9 protein-coding genes are annotated in these 20,343 nt (G+C 67.6%); 4 read left to right on the top strand and 5 right to left on the bottom strand.

What is annotated here, in order from left to right; translation table 11 throughout:
* The first annotated feature begins 521 nt into the window (after positions 1 to 521).
* From ACSYGO_RS46195 to ACSYGO_RS46205, 3 genes are all read left to right on the top strand, one after another.
* Positions 522 to 4,136, top strand: coding sequence for a laminin G domain-containing protein (locus ACSYGO_RS46195; protein ID WP_460390469.1), 3,615 nt, complete (start codon positions 522 to 524; stop codon positions 4,134 to 4,136).
* 102 nt (positions 4,137 to 4,238) lie between these two features.
* Positions 4,239 to 10,751, top strand: coding sequence for an RHS repeat-associated core domain-containing protein (locus ACSYGO_RS46200; protein WP_460390471.1), 6,513 nt, complete (start codon positions 4,239 to 4,241; stop codon positions 10,749 to 10,751).
* A 58-nt stretch (positions 10,752 to 10,809) separates the two neighbouring features.
* Positions 10,810 to 11,133, top strand: coding sequence for an ankyrin repeat domain-containing protein (locus ACSYGO_RS46205; RefSeq protein WP_460390472.1), 324 nt, complete (start codon positions 10,810 to 10,812; stop codon positions 11,131 to 11,133).
* Between the two features lie 699 nt (positions 11,134 to 11,832).
* On the opposite strand, the gene ACSYGO_RS46210 is transcribed toward ACSYGO_RS46205, so the two are convergent.
* The gene (locus ACSYGO_RS46210) at positions 11,833 to 13,014 is read right to left on the bottom strand and encodes an AlbA family DNA-binding domain-containing protein (protein ID WP_460390473.1); all 1,182 of its coding nucleotides are present in this window, start codon (positions 13,012 to 13,014) and stop codon (positions 11,833 to 11,835) included.
* Positions 13,015 to 13,824: 810 nt separating this feature from the next.
* Between ACSYGO_RS46210 and ACSYGO_RS46215 the strand changes: the two genes are divergently transcribed.
* Complete coding sequence (locus tag ACSYGO_RS46215; RefSeq protein WP_460390474.1) at positions 13,825 to 14,286, top strand: GNAT family N-acetyltransferase; 462 nt, start codon at positions 13,825 to 13,827, stop codon at positions 14,284 to 14,286.
* A gap of 43 nt (positions 14,287 to 14,329) precedes the next feature.
* Here the strand turns inward: ACSYGO_RS46215 and ACSYGO_RS46220 are convergent, their stop codons facing one another.
* The 4 genes from ACSYGO_RS46220 to ACSYGO_RS46235 form a co-directional block, all read right to left on the bottom strand.
* Complete coding sequence (locus tag ACSYGO_RS46220; protein ID WP_460390475.1) at positions 14,330 to 15,403, bottom strand: ATP-binding protein; 1,074 nt, start codon at positions 15,401 to 15,403, stop codon at positions 14,330 to 14,332.
* Positions 15,400 to 17,778: a transposase gene (locus ACSYGO_RS46225; protein WP_460390476.1), complete on the bottom strand. Its 2,379-nt coding sequence runs from the start codon at positions 17,776 to 17,778 to the stop codon at positions 15,400 to 15,402. Before ACSYGO_RS46225 ends, ACSYGO_RS46220 begins: the two co-directional genes overlap by 4 nt.
* A 20-nt stretch (positions 17,779 to 17,798) precedes the next feature.
* Positions 17,799 to 18,497 (bottom strand): hypothetical protein, encoded by a 699-nt coding sequence (locus ACSYGO_RS46230; RefSeq protein WP_460390477.1) that lies wholly within the window; start codon positions 18,495 to 18,497, stop codon positions 17,799 to 17,801.
* A gap of 738 nt (positions 18,498 to 19,235) precedes the next feature.
* Positions 19,236 to 20,213, bottom strand: coding sequence for a TniQ family protein (locus tag ACSYGO_RS46235; protein ID WP_460390478.1), 978 nt, complete (start codon positions 20,211 to 20,213; stop codon positions 19,236 to 19,238).
* Between the last annotated feature and the right edge of the window lie 130 nt (positions 20,214 to 20,343).

Consider the following 20,343-nt stretch of genomic DNA (forward strand, 5'->3'; position numbering starts at 1 on the left):
TGAGGGGCAGAGGGAACGTTTCTCGTGAGGCTTGTGGCGCATAGGGGTAGGGCGAATCCGCGTCTGGTGCGTGCTGTTCGGCTGCGGGTCTGCTAGTGGCTGGTTCTGTGCGCCCGTCCGTCAGGATGCATACGGAGAGTGATGGTCTCGGGGTGGATGTGCGAGAGGGCTCCCACGGGACATCTCGCGACATTCCTGCTGGTCAAGAGGCTGACGGCACCTTGATGTGTGTTCCAGTTCACATTGACGTTGGGAACTGAGGGAGCGTTAACTCGCTCCACCTGTGAACAATCTGTGACCTTGGGGTGGGGGCTGTGGGGCTGGGTTGGGGACGTCGTGATGCCCGTTTGCGAAGAAGTGGCGTGCCGCGTGCGGTTGGCGGGGTGTCCGCTGCGGCCGTGGTGTTGTCGCTTCTTCCGGTCGTGACGATCGCGGCGTCCGGTGAGGGGCAGGCTGCGCAGCCGCGAGCGGTGCAATCGGAGCAGTCTGCATCTGAGCGTGCGGTGGCGACGGGGGAGCCGGTGGAGGTGACCGCGGCGCGTACCGAGTACAGCGATACGGTCGCGAACCCGGACGGCACTTTCACGCTCACGCAGTCGACGCAGCCGCAGCGGGCCCGGGCCGAAGACGGCTCGTGGCGGGACATCGACGTCACGCTCGAAAAGCGCGCGGACGGAACTGTGGGCCCGAAGTCGGCGGTTGTGGACGTGGCGTTCTCGGGCGGGGGAAGCGGTTCTGGGCTGCTGCGTCTGGGGCTCGGCGGGCAGGAGTTGAAGCTGGGCTGGCCCACCTCGCTGCCGGCGCCGACCCTGGACGGTGCCACGGCCACCTATGCAGATGTGCCCATCCAGGGCGTGGATCTGCAGATGACGGCGAGCGCCGAGGGCTACCGCGAGGTCCTGGTGGTGAAGAACGCGGAAGCCGCAGCCAGCCCCGAGCTTGAGAAGATCAAGCTCACGAGCAGCGGGAACGGTCTGAGCGTCACTGAGGGCGAGGGCGGTGGCCTGCGCGCGGTCGATGCGGATGGCAACGCCGTCTTCCGAGGGCCGGCCGGCCAGATGTGGGATTCCGCAGGCACCGAAACCGCAGGCCCGCAGACCCAGTTGCTGTCGATGCCCGCCACCGGGTCGCAGACGGAGCAGGGGACAGACGATGATCCTGCCCATCCCGATGAGGGCGATGCCACCGCGGAACTGCCGGTGACCGTGGGCGAGGGCACCGTGTCCGTGCACCCGGACCTGGATCTGCTGCGCGGCCAGGAAACCGTCTATCCGGTGTACATCGACCCCCCGGTGGGGCTCGGGGTGTCCGAGTGGACCAAGCTGTCCTCGGACGGCGACAAGTTCTGGAAGTTCAGCGAGCCCAAGGGCGTGGGACGGTGCGGTATCGCCGACGGCTACGCCTGCAGCACCGGCGGCTACACCGACCGGATGTACTTCGAGTTCGGGCCGGGCGCCCTGGCGGGCAAGCACGTTCTGGACGCGACGTTTCGCGCGTATGAGACGTGGTCGTTCAACTGCACTCCCTACTGGGTGGACCTGGAGCGCACGGACAACATCAGCGAGGGCACGCGCTGGCCGGGCCCCAAGCAGCTCGATCAGATGGGCGACAGGTACGTGTCGGCGGGCCGCGGCGATCTGTGCAGTCCCGAGCAGCCCAACAAGTGGATCGAGTTCAACGACAACCCCGAGGAATCCGACGAGAACCTGACCTCCACCGTCCGTTCCTTCGCTGACGGCAAGTTCCCGAGGCTGACGCTGATGCTGCGGGCCAAGGACGAGAGCGAGCCGCGGGCCTGGAAGCGTTTCGACAACAACGCCGAGCTGAAGGTCGTCTACGTGCACACGCCGGGCGTGCCGACCTCGGTCGGAGCGATTTCCGGAACCGGGACCACCGCCGAGTGCCGGCCTTCGTCCAACCCGTTGACGGTGACGGTGGACACTCCGACGGTCCAGGCCCGGGTGCAGACGAAGGTCGAGCAGCATCAGGGCGATGAAGAAGGCTTTCTGCAGGCCGAGTTCGTGATGGAGCGCTCCAGCACCGACACCACGTCCGGGACGTGGTCGCAGGTGTGGAGCGACTACCAGCCCAGGTCCGGCTGGCACCCGGACGAATACCTGGAGACGACGACCACGGACAAGCGGGCGGACGGAGGCCTGTACCGCTTCAGGTCCCGCACTCAGTCGCACTGGAGCTACGACGGCAGGTTCGGAGACCTGTACTCGCCGTACTCGTCGTGGTGCTACCTGCGGATCGACTCCACGGCTCCGAAACAGCCGACGATCACCTCGGCCGGCCCCTATACGCAGTGCCTGGCCGACGACTGCGCCGCGCACGGCGGTCCGGGCATCCCGGGATCCTTCAAGTTCAGCCCCAATGCCGCGGACCAGGACGTGAAGCAGTACCGCTGGCGGTTCATGAGCAGCAACGCAGCCACCACGAAGACGGTGACGGCGACGACGAACGGCACAGCGACGATCAGCAACGTGACTCCGGGGCTGTCCGGCACCCAGACACTGTCGGTCGAGGCCAGCGACCTGAAACTGGGCAAGGACGGGAAGGTGCGCTGGGGGCCGCCCGCCTTCTTCTCCACGAAGGTGGACCTGGCCCCTGAAGCCAGCGGACGCTGGCGGTTCGGCGAACTCAAGCCCGGCGCCGGCACCATGACCGCGGCAGACACCGCGAGCGTGGGGGTGCGCCACAACGCCACCCTGGTGGGAGAGGCCGGCACCGGAGGCTCCACGAGGGCCCGGCGGGGCGCCGGTGACTACTCGCTCCGCCTGAACGACGACACCACCGATCCGGCTGAGCAGACCGGATACGCGGCCACCGCGGTGCCCGCCGTGAACACCCAGGACTCGTTCACCATCTCCGCCTGGGTCTATCTGACCAACGCGTCGGCGAACCGTGTGGTGCTATCGGAACCCGGGTCCAAGACCAGCGCGTTCGCCCTGTACTACTCGGCCTCCTACCGCAAGTGGATCTTCAATCGGGCGGACAAGGACCAGACGAGTCCGGTGTACATCCGTTCGTTCGCGGACGCGGCCGACCCGCCGCTGAAGGTGTGGACACATCTGATGGGCGTGTTCGACGCGCACGGGGACACGGACAAGAGCAACGACTCCATCCAGCTGTTCGTCAACGGCCAGCCCCAGGGCGATCCCGTCGTCCTTGCCGACACGGCATCCTCCTACGAGCCGTGGACGGCGACCGGCGGACTGCAGTTCGGCCGCTCGGTGACGGCAGGGGCCGGCGCAGAGCACTTCTTCGGTCTCCTGGACGAGGTCGCCGTGTGGCAGGACGCCCGCACTGCGGACCAGGTCAGGACGGAGGACCGTCTGGAGACGGACGGTGTCGCGGGCAATGAGCTCGTGGCGCACTGGGATGCGACCATCTCCTCCGGAACCCAGGTCAAGGAGAGCCCGGAAGACCCCGACAACCCGGCGAGCACCTCGTTCCCCTACAGCCGGGGCGGCCTGACGCTGTCCAGCACGGGAGCAGCCCTGTCCGGCGACGATGCCACCGCACTGGTCCTGGACGGGACCGCTGGCTACGCCGCAACGACGGGGCCGGTGGTCGATGAGACGGGCTCGTTCACGGTGTCCGCGCGGGTCCGGCTGAACAAGACGCTTCTGGCCTCGAAGCCTGCCGGCTACCGGGGGCTGGTGGCAGCCCAGGCCACCCCGGTGGGCAAGGAGTCCTCCTGGGCGCTGTGGGTGGAGAAGGTCGCCGACGGGGTCTACCAGTGGAAGTTCGGACGCACCGCCGTCGACTCGACCGGCAAGATCCTCGATACGGCGATCGCCCCGGCGCAGGACGCCATCGGCGACCGTGAGTTCGACACCTGGGTCGATGTGACCGGAGTCTTCGACGCGACGCAGGATTTCACCGCCGCTGACGGGACCCAGCACTTCGGCGTGGCCCAGCTGTATGTGGGGCCGTTCGTCCAGCAAGGCGAGGAGGATCCCGGTCTGGCCGCACCCCAGCAGGGCGCAGGCGCACTGTCGGCCGGCCGCGGCTCCGCGGACGGAAGCACCGGCCACTACCTGCCGGGCGATCTCGCCAAGGTCCGTGTGTGGGCCGGCGCGATGCAAGCCGACCAGGTCAACAGCCAGATCGCGCAGCCTTCCACGTAGCGCACCGCCACGCGCACACCTTCGCCCTTGCTCTTCTGCTTCTTCAGACCTTGATGTCGTGTGGCCCGGCCCCGGGCCGGGCCACACGCGAGGAGACCTGTGATGAACGAGTTCGTCTCCCGCCCGGCGGGACCCAGACGCCGCGCCCGGCACGGCAAACGCCCCTGGATACGCCGTATCGCGTCGGCGGCTTCTCTCGCGCTCCTGCCGGGCCTGCTGACCCCGGTGGCCTTCGCCGCGGACACGGAACCGCTCGGGGATCTGCATGGGAAGGCCCCCCGCGCGGCCAAGGTCTCGCCGTGGACCGCCAAGACGAACAAGAAGAACGCGGGCATCGTGGCCCGCTCCGAGGCCGCAGACCGGGCAGCAGCCAAGCGAGCCCGCACCGACCAGCAGCGCAACGTCACCTGGCCCACCGGCGGGGCGGCGACCCTGTCGCTGTCCGGCACGAAGACGGCCAAGGCCCGGCCCGGAGCCCTTCCCCTCACCCTGCTCGCGCCGGGCCCGGCAGCCAAAGGCAAGGCCCGGCCGCACACCGCTGACAAGGTCACGGTCAAGGTCCTCGACCAGAAGGCCACCCGCAAACTCGGCATCAAGGGCGTGGCCCTGACCGTCACCGGCCCCCCAGGCGGTGGCAGCGCCCGCCTGGCCATCGACTACTCCGCCTTCGCCTCCGCCTACGGCGGCGACTGGGCCGGCCGCCTGCACCTGATGAAGTTCCCCGGCTGCCTGCTCGACCAGGCCGGCAAGGGCACGTGCCGTACGCCGAAGACCCTTCCGGCCACCAACAACCTTCGCCGCTCCACGCTTTCGTCGACCCTTGCCTTCACCCCATCGGCGTCAGCCCCGCAGACGATGGTGCTCGCACTGGCGGCCGGCACGAAGTCGGGCGGCGGCGACTACAAGGCGACCCCGCTGTCGGCCTCCTCCACCTGGGAGGCAGGCGGCTCCTCAGGCTCCTTCACCTGGTCCTACCCGCTGCGCGTGCCGCCGTCCGCGGCCGGCCCCGCACCCGATCTGTCGATCTCCTACGACTCCGGCAGCATCGACGGACGCACGGCCACGACTAACAACCAGGGCAGTCAGATCGGGGAGGGCTTCGACCTCACTTCCTCCTACATCGAGCGCAAGTACGGCACCTGCGACGACGACGGGCAGAGCGAGAAGTACGACCTGTGCTGGAAGTACGACAACGCCTCGCTCGTCCTGAACGGCAAGGCCACCGAACTCGTCAAGGACGACACCTCGGGCACGTGGCGGCTGAAGAACGACGATGCCTCCACCGTCACCCACTCGACCGGCGCCGACAACGCAGACGACAACGGCGAGTACTGGACCGTCACGACCGGCAAGGGCACCAAGTACGTCTTCGGTCTCAACAAGCTCACCGGCGCAGGCACCGATGACCGCACCGACTCGGTATGGACCGTGCCCGTCTTCGGCGACGACGAGGGCGAACCCGGCTACGCCGACGGCACCTCCTTCTCCGGCCGGGACAAGAAGCAAGCGTGGCGCTGGAACCTCGACTACGTCGAGGACACCCACAACAACGCCATGTCGTACTGGTACACGGCCGAGACCAACAACTACGACAAGCTCGGTGACGACACCACCGGAACCGGCTACACCCGCGGCGGCTACCTCAAGGAGATCCGCTACGGACAGCGCGCCGACGCCCTCTTCTCCGGCAGCCCCGCCGCCTCCGACAAGATCGTCTTCTCCTACGCGGAACGCTGCCTGGCCTCCGGCACCGGCTGCGACGCCCTGACCGACGACACCCGCGACAACTGGCCCGACGTGCCGTTCGACGCGATCTGCAAGGACGGCGACAAGTGCACCGGCAACACCGGCCCGTCGTTCTTCACCCGCAAGCGCCTGACGACCGTCACCACCTACGCCTGGGACGCCTTTGCCACGGCCACCGACAAGTTCACCCCGGTGGACGCCTGGACCCTCAAGCAGCTCTACCTCGACCCGGGCGACACCGGTGACTCCACCGACCAGTCCCTGTGGCTCGACGAGATCAAGCACACCGGCAAACGCGGCACCGACCTCGCCCTGGACCCGGTGAAGTTCACCCACATCTTCCTGCCGAACCGCGTCGACGGCACCGCCGATGACATCCTCTCGCTCGACAGGCCACGCCTGCGCACGGTCACCTCGGAGACCGGAGCCCAAACTGTGGTCTCCTACGCCGAAGCCGACTGCGTCGCCGGGCAGACCATGCCCAAGGCAGACGAGAACACCAAGCGCTGCTACCCGGTCTACTGGTCACCCAACGGAGAAAAAGACCCGCTCCTCGACTGGTTCCAGAAGTACCCGGTGACCTCCGTGTCCACCTCGGACCCCTACGGCGGCTCCAAGGCGGTCCAGCACAGCTACCAGTACTCCGGCGGCGGCGCCTGGCACTACAACGAAGACCCGATGACCCCCGCCAAGGAACGCACCTGGTCCATCTGGCGGGGCTTCGCCAAGGTCACCCACCTCACCGGCGACACCAGCAGCAACCAGCTGAAGACCGTGACGGCCTACATGCGCGGCATGAACGGCGACCGCGTCCTCGGCCCGGACGGCAAAACCCCCGACCCCGACGCCCGCAAGAGCGTCGACGCCACCGCCATCACGGCCCCCCAGATCACCGACTCCGACCAGTACGCAGGCTTCACCCGCGAGACGAGCACCTACGACGGCGCCATCGAAATCGGCGGCACCATCAACGACCCCTGGTCACAGAAGACAGCCACCCAGCACAAGTCCTACGCGGACACCGAGGCCTACTACGTCCGCACCGCCGCCAGCCACACACGCACCCACATCACCAGCGGCATCACCCCGCACGACCGCGTCCGCACCATCGCCACCACCTACGACGACTACGGCATGGCCTCCAAGGTCGAGGACCGCGGCGACGACGCCGTCACCGACGACGAGAAGTGCACCCGCAACACCTACGCCCGCAACGACGCCGCAGGCATCAACGCGCTGATCTCCCGCGTCCGCGTCGTCGCCAAGCCCTGCGCCACACTCAACGCAGACCTTGACCTGCCCAGCGACTCGACCCGCCCCGGCGACGTCATCTCGGACACAGCGACCGCCTACGACGCCAAGACCTACACCACCACCCAGACCCCGACCAAGGGCGAGGTCCAGTGGACGGGGCGGGCCAAGAGCTATGCCACCGACGGGACCCCGAGCTGGCAGAAGACGTCCACCACCGACTATGACGTGCTGGGTCGTCCCACGGCGGTGAAGAACACCAACGACCTGAAGGTCGCCTCCACCACCTACGTACCTACTACGGCCGGCCCCCTCACCTCGACGGTGGTCGCCGATGCGAAGACATACGCCACCACCACCAACGTCGACTTCGCCACCGGCGCCCCGCTCAAGGCCACCGACCCCAACAGCAAGGTCACCGAGCGCGAGTACGACAGCCTCGGCCGGCTCACCAAGATCTGGCTGCCCAACCGCTCCCGCGCGCTGAACAAGACGCCGAACTACGTCTACGCCTACAACCTCACCAACTCGGCCATGTCCTGGGTGTCCACCGGCACCCTCAAAGGCGACGGCTCCGGCTACAACACCAGCTACGAGTTCTACGACTCCCTGCTGCGCAGCCGCCAGGTCCAGACACCGACCCCGGTCGGCGGACGGCTGCTGTCCCTGACCCTGTACGACGACCGCGGACTGGCCATCAGCGCCCAAGGCGACATCTGGGACGACACCTCCGCACCCGCTGCAACCCCCGTGCAGACCTCTGGCTCCCAGGCGCCAGTCCAAGTCGACTCCACTTACGACGGCGCCGGCCGCGCGACCAAGACGGTGACCAAGAACTACGGCGTCACCCGCTGGACCACCGACACCACCTACACCGGCGACACCACAGCGACCAGTGCACCGGACGGCGGCCAGGCCACCGCCGTCACCACCAACGCCTTGGGCCAGACGACCGAACGCCGCGAATACGCCGGGCCGAAGCCCACGGGCACCAGTTACACCTCGACCAGCTACCTCTACACGTCCGCAGGCCAGCAGGAGTCCATCACCGGACCGGATAACAGCAAGTGGTCCTACACCTATGACCTGTTCGGCCGCCAGAGCACCGCTACCGACCCGGACAAGGGCACTGCCACCACCGCGTACGACAGTCTCGATCAGGTCGTCAGCACCACTCCCAACAATGACGCGGCCAAGAAGCTTCTCTACAGCTACGACGAGCTCGGCCGCAAGACCGGCATGTGGCAGGCCGACAAGAGCGACGCCAACAAGCTCGCTGCCTTCACCTTCGACAGCCTTGCCAAGGGGCAGCAGGACACCGCGGTCCGCTACGACGGCGGTGCGGCCGGCAAGGCCTACACCCAGAAGGTCACCGCCTACGACAGCTTGTACCAGGTCACGGGCAGCGAGCTGACCCTGCCCGACACGGACCCACTGGTCACCGCGGGCGTACCGAAGACCCTGTCGTTCACCACCGGCTACCGCCTGGACGGCACCATCAGCCAGGCCTCCCAGCCAGCCGCCGCGGGCCTTGCCTCCGAAACCGTCTCCTACACCTACAACGCGACCGGCCAGCAACTCACCTCAGCGGGCACCACCGGCTACCTCCAAGGCGCCGAATTCTCCCCGCAAGGCGACCTGACGAAGCTCGCACTGGGCGTCCAGGGCGGCGACTCGGCGAAGAAGGCCTACCTCCACTGGGAATACGAGCCCGGCACCCGCCGCCTCACCAGCTCCTACGTCACCGACGACGTCCACAGCTACATGCCGCAGGAGTTGAAGTTCACCCAGGACGACGCCGGCAACGTCACCTCGGTCTTCGACGCCACCACCCAGGGCGGCACCACCAAGGCCGACTACCAGTGCTTCTCCTACGACGGCTACAGCCGCCTGACCGAAGCCTGGACCCCGAAGACCGCAGACTGTGCCACCTCCAGCCGCACTACCACGAACCTCGACGGAGCCGCCCCCTACTGGACGTCGTACACCTACACCGACGCCGGACAGCGCAAGACAGAGACCCAGCACACCACCACAGGCAACGAGACAACCGGCTACACCTACGACGACCCCGCAGACGCCAAGCCGCACACACTCGACAAGACCACCGGCTCCCGCGCTAGCACCTACAGCTACGACCAGAGCGGCAACACCACATCCCGCCCCGGCCCGGCAAGCCAGCAGACACTTGCCTGGAACACCGAGGGTGACCTTGCCAAACTCACCGAGGGCACCAAGGAAACCAGCTACCTCTACGACGCCAACGGCGACCTGCTCATCCGCCGAGCCAAGGCCGACGGCGACACTGTCCTCTACCTCGGCGGCACCGAGGTCCGCCTGACCGTCAAGGGCTCCACCAAGACCCTCACCGGAACCCGCTACTACACCGCCAACGGCCAGACGATCGCCGTCCGCACCGCGACATCCGGCATAGCAGGCACCAAACTCAGCTTCCTCGCCGGCGACCACCACGGCACCTCCAGCATCACCCTCGATGCAAGCACCTACGCCGTGACCAAGCGCTACAGCACCCCGTTTGGCGCGCCTCGAGGCACCAAACCGCCAAGCTGGCCCGACGACAAAGCCTTCCTCGGCAAACCCGCCGACGACACCACCGGTCTGACACACGTCGGAGCACGCGAATACGATCCGATCGTCGGCCAGTTCCTCAGTGTCGACCCGCTTCTGACCGCCGACGACGGCCAGTCACTGAACGGCTATAGCTACGCAAACAACAGCCCTGCTACCGCCAGTGACCCCACTGGCCTGACACGGCATCTTGAAGGTGGCGGTGGCTGTGATCCGATCACCTGCCCCGACCTCGACTGGGGCAAGGACGACGGCCAAGGGTTCGTAGACGACCTAGCCGATGCGGGCGTTTATCCCAAGGGCACCACCGTCCCCGATAAAAATGGGAACACTGGCAAGACGGGAACTGGCGATTGCTGGCCGATCTACACCTGCCAAGGCCCATCCGATTCAAATGTTAACAATATGGGTAATGGTGGCCCAGACCTTCCCAGCTTCTGGGATGCGTATTCATCGCAAAGCCTCCTCGTTGCCATGCTGCATGGAGACTGGGATCGGATCTTGAATCCAGGTCCTGACTGCCCTCCGGGATTTATGTGCGAAGCCCCGGGTCCAGTCGGGGATGTGGCAGGACCTTGGCGCCTTGGCCCAGCGCTAGCGGCCAGAGCGGCTACCACCGCAACGTCGCAGAGACTTGCTGCAGAGGTAGAGAATCTATATGCGACAAGGGTCGCAGGGAAGACTCGGTCTGCATTGGCAGGAAGTCTCGAGCTGGAAGGCAAGAACCCGGAATTGCTTCGCGCTGTCAGTGGACAGCATGAGCAGGCTGGCATTATTCCCCCTGTCGGAAGTCCTGGTAACCCGATTCGATTTAGGGCAACGGCGACAGGGAATAACCCCCGAACCTGGGATACCGAGTATAAGATGCTCACTTATGTAGCAAATCAACTGGGTGGATCATCGGGCGTCAAGGGTCGCTTGATACTGCACTCGTCACAGCAGGCCTGTACCTCGTGCACGGGTGTGATTGGGCAGTTTCACGATGCCTTTCCGAATATTCGCCTCGTATACACATCGGGAAGGCCTTAGAAGAGTGTGCTGCCGCGCCCATTTCGGGCGCGGCAGCACACTCTGTATAATGATAAATGTGGCTATCGAAGTAAGTAACGTGTGGACTCCGGCTCATCAGGCAATCGAAGATGATGACGTGGACGAGCTGGCGAGACTTTTGGACGCCGGAGGGGATCCCGATGAGGAATGCTGTGGCCTGACCCTTCTGGCGCATGCTGTGGACTATGAAGCGGACTCGGCCATTCAGTCCGGTGGCGAAATGGGTGTTAAGCTGATTGCGACGCTTCTGGCTTACGGGGCTTTGCCCCAAGTTGCAGCCGCCGGAGGTAAGGGGCCGCTGGAAATAGCGCGCGATTATCGCCATGAAATGGCTGAGAGGCTCCTATTGCGCTTCGCCTAGAATTTAAGGTGTCGCCCTCATCTCCTGGCGCCAGTTTCAGACGTACGCACTCGGCCGGGACCTCGTACGACTTTAACTCGGCGACGGCGCTGGCTATGGCGGAACGCAGCGTTTCAGGCTTGACCGCATCTCTCATGCCCCGAGGCTAATGGTCCGCACCGACACAAAGCAGTCAGCCTGATCGCGCCCTACCTCTTCGGAAAACGGCCGACTGCCCTGTTGGCGTGGGGCCCCTCGGGCACGTGTGGGCAGGTCTCTCGCTGCTGATGCTCCCTGGTACGCCGCCGCTGGCAGCGGCCGAGACGGCCCGGGAGTCCGGGAAGTAGCCGCCCAAGATGTGCCAAGGCAGGCGGGGGTGCTCAAGGCGCAGCGCCTCGAGGCCTGCGGTGGCCAGCCTGCGCCGCCGGAAATTCTCCATGGTGTAGGGCCACTCGACCCACCCGAGCCCACAGTCGATACAGACGCTGTAGTCGCCGTCGAGGTTCGCCAGCGGCACGGTAACCCTGCTCGTCCCGTGGTGGGAGGTCCGACACTGAACCGGGTGGTGGGCCCCCGGCCTGGGCCCATCGTGTCCTCGGAAACCCTCCGCGCGTGACGACGCCGACGGTGTTCTCAACGCAGCGAGCCGTGAACCTCTTCGTTGATGGCGTGCCGTGCCACCCCGGTGTGACGTGCGTCGACGCCGGCCCCTGTACGGGATCAGCGGTGGAGGTTGATCCCGAACTGGTGGAGAAGCCCGCTGGTGAGTTCGTGGGCACACTCACGCAGCGTCTCGTCATCCGCGTTCGGGGCCAGTTCGCTGGAGGCAGGCAACAGCCGATGGGGCCGCCGAGTTTCCGCCATCAGTGCAAACTGTCCGAAGCGGTTGCCGAAGGGCAGCAGGCGGTTGCCCGTATTGACCGTGGCGACGGAGGCAGTGATATCGAGTGAGCTGTCGGCGGCGAGCCGCCGACGGAACGCATCGGCCAGGGCCACGGCCTCGAGCACGACGATCTGCAGTACTTGGAGGTTGACGGGGACGCCGTCATGGGGCGGGAGACCGTGGGCGAGTTCGGCGCTGACGGTCACGGTCCCATCGTGGTGGAGTTCGACCATCGCGTCACGCCCGGGGGATCGCCGGTCGGGGACGAGGAAGCTGCTGGCTACCCAGCGGCGCAGTCCGACCTGCATGTCGTTGCCGAGCACGTTGGATAGGACGGCCGGCCCGGCGGGGTTGTCCTTGACCCGTCCCGCCCTTCTCAGGGCTTCGTGCAGCGTGTACTTCGCTTCCATGTGGGTCGGTGAGGGCACCATCCTCGGCACCGGTCGTGCGAGCCGGGCGGCGATGACCAGCCAGGCCGGCAATCCCTCAGACTCGCTCAGGACGGTCTCGGTCGTCTGCGTCAGGCAGGCCTGGAGCAGTGCATCGGCCGCGTCCTGACGGACGAACCGCTCGCGGTAGGCGCGGGCAATCTGGTGTTCGGGCATGTAGAAGGTGTCGTCGTTGATGCGGTGCGGCGCGTTGAACGTGACACGGTCCTTGTCCTTGGCTTCCCAGCCGTACTGGAAGTGCGGCGCCATCTCGCTGGGCGGGACATCGACGACCAGCACGTCCGGGCCGCCGCCCCCTGGGGCAGGCAGCGGAATGAATTCGATGCCCGAGATGAAGGGCTGGATGCCGTTGCGTATGGCGCTGAGCATCTGCTTCTCGTCCACCTTCGCCAGGTCGACGCCGACCAACTTGATCTCGTCGCTGACGCCGTAGATGAGCAGCCCGCCGCGCGTGTTGGCCATGGCGGCGACGTCCTTGGCGAACTCGTTCCAGACCCCTGGCGCCCGTGTGAAGCTCGGCAGTTGTCCCTTCCAGTCGAGGTCATCGCTCTCGGGGAGCTTGTCCGCCACGGCGGCGCCCACCATGTCGTACGTGAGGGGACCGGGCGGGTGACCGAGATGTTCGTGCAGTCGAGTCCATGAGCGTGCCATTGCGTCACTTTAGAGGCGAATGCCACCCAGGGCAGGGGCATTTCCCGCGCCTCGGGCCGGCGCATCGGTCGCCAGGCCTGCATCATGCGACCAGCACACAGCAATCACCATGGCGCCGAGCCGGCGGATCCCGTCGCGCGGGGTGCGGCTGCTCGTTCAGACGTCTTCTCGGGCCTCCAGACTTTGTGCATCAGCGATTTGACGCAACCTTCAATGCCCAGTTCGTGCAACTCTGCTATGTTTCGCGCGGCGCTGAGCGGCCGCCTGATGGCCCCAGGCGGCGTGCCCGGAGCCACATGCCGCCCCTGCCGGATGCCCGCCGAAGAGAGCGGCTGCGGCGAGGCGCTGGCAGCGGGCCTCCGCGGCCAGCCTCAAGCCATGATCCTGGCCGATGGCTGCGCCGGGCCGGGGAGGGAAACCAAAGGTTCAGCCACCGCCATCCGCATCCCACCCGGCGGAGTGCGGTTGAGTCACAGACCTGCCTCGATGCCCTGGTGCTCGCGCAGCAGACCCTTCAAGGCGTGGCCATCCACAGATCGAGCGGCCGGAGCGTGCGGCGAACGCCTAGCTGCCCGCTCCGAACCAGCGGGTGGTGATCAGGACGCCCCGGGCCGCTCAAGTCCGCAAGATTGATGCGGTCGTCAATCACACGCGCGACCCACCCGTAGCCGACGCCCTGCCGGGCCCGAGGGCGACCCGCCCGCCGTTTCAGGCGCCACACTGAGGATCATGACCACAGCACGGATTGCCTTCGGCCTGGGTGAACACGAAGACGCGGCACGCGCGTTGCTCCGCAGCGAGTGGCCCCTGGCGGAGCTTCCTTCCTTCGTGAACGAGCCGCGGTTTTGGACCATGACTTGCCCGGACGTCAGCGGCCTGGCCGGCCTTGCAGTTGTGGCGAACGGGTTCAAGGGCGCGCAGGCAGCCGATGATCCGCGGCCCTACCAGCCCGTGCTGGAGTACCTGGTGGTCGACCGGCGGGTACGGGACAGGCGGCTGGGGCGCCGACTGGCCAGCCACGTCCTTCAAGAAGTCTCGACGGACGCTGGCGAGGTCATCGTTGAAGTCGAGCGCGAGCGGGTGGGCGCTGTCCGGTTTTGGACCCAGCACCTGCAGTGCGCCGCCGTACCGGACAGCGAGCAGACCGCATTGAAGGTTCTGCGGCTGCGCTGGACGCGTGCTGTGAGGTGACCGGCGGCCGACGCCCACCGCTTCGGGCGGCCAGCCGGTCGCGTCACCTGCTGTCGCCGCGGCCGATACGGATGTCGTCCAGGAGTTCCCTGGTGATGGCTTCGTCCCCTCCGGTCTCGGCGGCGGATTCGATGACATCCTGGGCAGCCTGGCAGATCAGGTCGCTCAAGGCACTGATGTAGCCGTCGGTGCGCCGGTGCAGATAGCGAGAGAGTTTCAGCAGGGCTTCGGGCTTGTGGTCGTACAGGCACAGGTCTTCGTCGAAGCCCTTGACGACGCTGTGCCAGTCGGGGCCGTAAGGGATGTGGCCGGCCCACAGCACCGGCAGGTCACTGAAGGAGGCCTTGCTCCTGACCGCGTCGGGCAGGTTTTTGCGCCGCTTGTCGTAGCGGGCCTCGTGGACGATTTCGCGGGCGCCGGTGCCGCAGAAGATGAACGTGACGTTGGTGCGGTCCTGCAGCGCCTCGAAGTAGCTGAAGGCGGCCGCGATCTCGTTGTCCTGGATTCGGTTGATGCCGTCGATGAGGACCAGCCGTGTCTTCGCCTGGCGCATCACGTGGGCGACGGGCTCGGTCATGTCGGTGGTGCGCCGGTTGCGGTCGTTGGGGTTGAGGGTGTGGTTGAGGCCCAGAAACTCGGCGAAGGGCAGCGACCAGTGCAGAGTGCTCTCCCGCTCCGGCGGGACCGTGATGTAGATGACGGGGATGCGGTTGGGGTCGGGACCCAGATCCGATTCGATCAGGCCCTGGTAGCCGCGTCCGATCTGCACCAGCAACGTGGACTTGCCTGTGCCCCGGTCCCCGTCCACGATCATGTCCGTGGCGCGGCCGACGCTGCGGAACCGGTTCTTGCGCAGCTGGCGCCGCGCATCCAGCAGGCCCCGCCACAAGGCGGGTGTGACCACGGGCAGCATTTCCGCGTGGTAGATCAGGCGGGGATCGCGGGGCCCGACCCTGGTGCCTTTGGGTGCCCAGTCGGCGCGTTTGGGCGGGGCCAGTTGGCGGGAGGCTGCAAGGTCCCAGCCCTCCCGGGTAGTGAGCAGCGGCGGTTCAATGGGCTGGGTGACGCTCTGGGCCACATCGGTGCCGAAGGCGCGGATCAGTTCTCGTCGGCTCACGGTTCTCCTTCGTCTTCTTCACCGTCACCGGGCGCGCCGGCACCGGGGGAGGGGGCTTGCCGTCGGGCGGGTGGCCGGGTGATGGCGAATACTTCTGCCGCACCGCCCCGCAGGCTCAACACACCCGTCCTGTTCGGGCGGGCAGGCGCCTGCGGGTGGCCCCCGGCGTCCTCAGGGTGACCGTCGTCGGCGGGCTCGTACGCCGGCTCCGGCCCGGTGTCCGTGCCGGGGCGATCTGGCTGTGGGGGAGCGGCGGGCCGAGCCGTCTGCAGGATGTGTTCGGCGGCTGTGGTCAGCGACGGGGCGCGCACCACGGTGGCGGGATCGGGGTCGGGGACACCCTCGTATGGGTCGGTCACCGGCACGTCCAGATCCAGTACAGGTCCCGTGAACAGCCGCACCGCCCGCGGGACGTCGGGATCCGGGCCACGTCGGGCCCGCTCGCGCAGCGCGGACACCTCGCGGGCGATGCGCCGCTCATCGTCTTTGCGGCCGCCGTCCTCGAGCACGTTGAGGGTGGCCTGCTCCCAGGTCCACTGGGTCCAGGCGTCGCCGATGAGCCGCTGGTGGATGAACTCCGCCTCCGCCCAGTCGTCCTCGTGGTGGTTCCACAGCCACACGAACCGTGGGGCGTAGGGGCTGTAGCGGATCTGCCAGCGCCTGCCCTGCCCGCGGATACCAGAGTGCCGGTTCTTGTACTCCTGCAACTCCTCGCTGTTGTATGTGCGGTTGCCGATCCGGATGCCCTTGTCGGTCACCCGCAGGTAGTCGAACGGCAGCAGCTTGCGGTTCTCGTGCGGGGTGAGCACCAGTGGCACATGCCCCTCGGCGGCCACCAGCGTGGCGTACATGCGGTTCGGGCTGATCGTCAGGCCGGGCAGGAACGGGCTGCGCAGCCCGTCGTGCGGTTTTTGCTGCCAGTCCAGGGCGATCCACTCATCGAGCAGGTCCTGCAGCTCGTTCAGGTTCCACAGCGGCCCCTCGCTGACGTGCTTGCCGCGCCGCTTCAGGTCGGAGCCGGTATATCCGGCGACATACTGCGAGAACCGGCGCTTGATCGCGTTGAAGGTGCTCTCGACGATGGCCTTGTCGGTGGCGGTGCGCTCCCGGGCCGGGCGGACCTTGATGCGCAGCATCCGGCACACGTCGTCGAAGTGCTGGCTGTTGAAGATCTTGCCGTGGTCGACGACGACCATCCGCGGGCGGATCACCGGCCGGGCGGCCGCACCGGCCATCCGCGGATCGCACGCCACCAGATCCGCGTACGGCATTTCGGAGTGCTCCGCCAGCGCCCGCGGTGACCAGCCGGGCCGGCCCGGCATCGGGGCCAGGGCTTGGGCCAGCATGAGCACCGCGTCGAAGGAGCGGGTGGCGCGGCCGCCCAGCCGCCGCCCCCTGGGACCGCGGCCCGGCACCTTCGGCACGATCATTGCGCCGATGATGGTCCGCGACGCCACGTCGATTGCCGCGGTCAGCTCCACCTGCACCGGCCGCCCGTCGTCACCGATCGCGATGATGTCCAGGCCGGTGGAGTCGATCTGCACCTGCTCACCCAGCCGCCGTGCGAAGGTCGGCGTGTACGGCGGCACGGCGCCGTTGGCCCCGTCCAGACGCCGATCGGTGGGCCAGTGCAGAAAGGCCACGTTGATGCCCAGCCGTCCCAGCAGCCGGTAGAACGTGGCCCGGGAGATCATCAAATCGTCGTAGTCGGCCTCGTGTTCGCGCCGCACAGCGGCCTGCAGCCGCTCATACAGCCGGCTGGCGTCCCCGTCGGATTCCCCCAGCCCCGCCCTCATCTCCGCCAGCAGCAGCTGCACCACCCGCTCGTCGGTGCGCCCCCAGGGCGAGCCCGGCATGATCTCGCGGATCAGCCCGAACACGCCGCGCGCCTGATACGCGCGCCTGCGCCGTTCGATCGTGCCGACTGAGGCATGCCTGAAGCCCAGCGTCTTCATCTCTGCGGCCTTGGCGGCCAGACGCTGGCGCACGGTGAACCGGGCGGGGTCGTAGCCAGGGCGCGGCACTGCGCCTTCCTCGGCATCCGGCGGCACCCCGTCGTCGACCTCCCGCAGATGCCGCTCCCAGTCTCGCACCAGCGCCAACTCGGACTCCGACAGCAGGGACAGGCTGCTGGTGTCCGCCACCTGCTCCTGCTCGAGCTCCTGCAGATCCTCATCGAGGAGCGCGAAGTCGCTGGCGCCGACCACGGCCGAGACCATCGCCCGGGCGTCCTGCCCCGCCTCGTCCAGGCAGCCCAGCTGTACTTCCGCCCCCTGCAGCACCAGGACCCGGTAGGTGCCGCCCTGCCAGCGAACCCTCGCCCCCAGCCGCAGTCGGCCTTGTTCCGTACTCTCAGCCTGCACCGCCGTCGCCATTCCTCTCATCCTGACCTGGCCTAGGCGGCCGGGCTGGCCCACACCGCAGAGGTCGCCAGCAACGGCTTGGTCCAGTCACACGTCAGCGCGCCTGTCCACACCAGATGCCACGCATAGCCGGGCGCCTTCAGCCCCAGGCCCGAGGCCGCCGCGCCCTCCTGCAGTGGGCGCGGCGCGGCGAACACGTCCAGCAGTACCCGGCGGGTGTGGGCGTCGCCGGCGAACTCCGGGCCGCAGAAGTGCGCGGCGCCTTCCAGCGAGGACCGCAGCACCCCCTGCGGCACGTGCAGTGGGCGTATCTCCCAGCCCGCCTGCTCGGCCGCCTGCCGCAGCACCCGCTCCTCCGTATCCGCCCTGTCGCGGGGCGGATACGCGAAGACCAGCCGGCGCTGGTCGCGGGTGCGGGCCACAAACGCCGGCTCCACGATGCCGCCCCGGCCCTCCAACTTCCAGTGCAGCCGCACCACAAGAGACTGGAAGCACACGATGTCCGCATCGAAGTCCAGAAGCATTGCCGCGTCCATCTGCACAGTGCTCGTGCACCACACCACCTGCCCGGTGGTGGCAGCGATCCACTTGGTCACGATGGACGGGCGGCCCTTGTAAGCGCGCGGCTCCAACAGCGGCTGCCGCTCCTCGAGCGGCACGCCTCGCAGCCCGGCCGGCTCGTCGCGGCAGGTGCGGCCTGCCGCGCTGCGGTACTGAACCTCAATATCCATTGGCCAAGGCGTCCCCTTCCGCACCGATGATCCCACCGGCCGCGGCAGGGGAGCAGTGCTCGTAGCGATGCTAGGGGACAGGCCGCACCCGCCGGGAGCCCGTCCAGCGCCATGGCCGGGCGGGCCCGACCTCTCCTCATAGCAGGCGGCGCGGATCAGCGTTTCCCCTCCGGGCAGCGGCTGCGGCAGCATCTGCCAGCGCACCCCGCCGACCAGGGCGTGAAGGGCCCGCATGTGCAGGATGCCCGTGCGCCGTTCACGCAGCAACGCGCCCACTCCGTGGCCATACCTGACGGGCAGACACGACCACGTCGCCCACGCCAGCCCTGGTAAGGGACACCACCGCGCTGCCCGGGACTTCGCAGCCGTGGCAGAGTGGTGCCGATGCAGCCGCAACTCGACCATCAGGCGCACCTCGTGGACCTCGAACGAGATTCCCCAGGACCTGAAGGGCCGGTGCATCTGCCGTCCCCACACCCGCGGATCCACCTGAGCCGCTCGATGCTGGCCAGAGCCCAGCTGCATCGCCAGCCCGGCCATCTCCAGACCGTTGGCCCACGCCGGGCGCTGCAGGGATGAGCCGTTCGCTTCCCCACCAGAAAGCTGATCGTCTGCGGCAGAGCGCGCAAGCACGGATGGCGAAGATGTGCCCGGCCGATCCGTGAACCGATGCCACAGCCCCTGCCTCTCGACGAATAGATAGAGATTGCTGTCACGTTGCGGTGCACCGGCGCCGGGTTAGCCGTATGGGCGCTCTTCGAGGGCCAGAACGTCCCAGGTGGCACAGGTCAGTTTGTCGACGGAGGCCATCTCGGGCACGGCTCGGTGGGGGCGGCCGGGTTTTCGGTACGGCCCGGACGGTGGCCGGGCCGCACGGGTGAGCGGGAGCGGAGGAAGCTGCAGCGGCGAATGCAGCATGCTCCACGTCTCCAGGGCCGCGCGGAAGTGCCAGCCCAGATCGCGCCCGGCCTCCGCGTGCCAGCGGCGGTAGTCGTCGTGCATCAGCCTGCGGTCCAGACGGAGCCGCTCAAGCCGGGCCATCCGGTAAGCGACGCTGACCGCGATGGGCAGCAGACGCAGCGGCGTGGTCCTGCTGCTGCCCAGCTGCGGCAGGTGCACAGCGGGATGCGCCAGGACCGCGAAGGCGTCAGCGACCAGTAGCCGGCCCACCGGGCCCAGCCTTTTGACCAGATGGAGTCTGCGCTGCTCGGCCCGCAGCACGTGTGGGCCCGGCGACAGGTCGATGAAGGACACCCGGCCGTCGCGGGAGATGTCGTGGAAACGGCCGTGCCGTACGCAGATATGCCACGGGTCCGGCCGGATCAGCCACACCGGATCCAGCACACCGCGGCGGGCCGCGCACAGTGCACACCCGCGCACCAGGAACCCGCTGTGCGGCCGCCACGGCCACTTGTACGCCGCAGCTCCCGACCCGTCGGGCAGCAGATGCTCATCGCGCAGGCTTGCCAGTGCCCGCGTCAGCTGCGCCAGTGGCCGCCCGGCAAGAACCGCCAGCCGCTGTCGTGCTGCGGCGCTGAGATACAGCTCGCTCTGCCACGGATCGATGTCGGCGGCGGAGCGGCCCTCACCCACCGTCGCCAGAAGGTGCGCGACAGGCTGGCGGTGACGGGCAGCCAGCCGCGTCACGAAAGAGCCGGTCGACTCGCCGTCCACAAGAAGCAACCGGTACGGCAGGGGGCGCACCTGCTCCACCACACTCACCTCCACCGAGCACGGGCGCCCGCCTTTGCGCCCTGCTCCTCGGGCGGAGGGTGCGCTGTGATCTCGGTAACGACTTTCCGGATCAGCTTTGAACAGCCGGCACGGTTGACGCAAGGTCGATCCA

It is taken from the genome of Streptomyces krungchingensis (assembly GCF_054729265.1).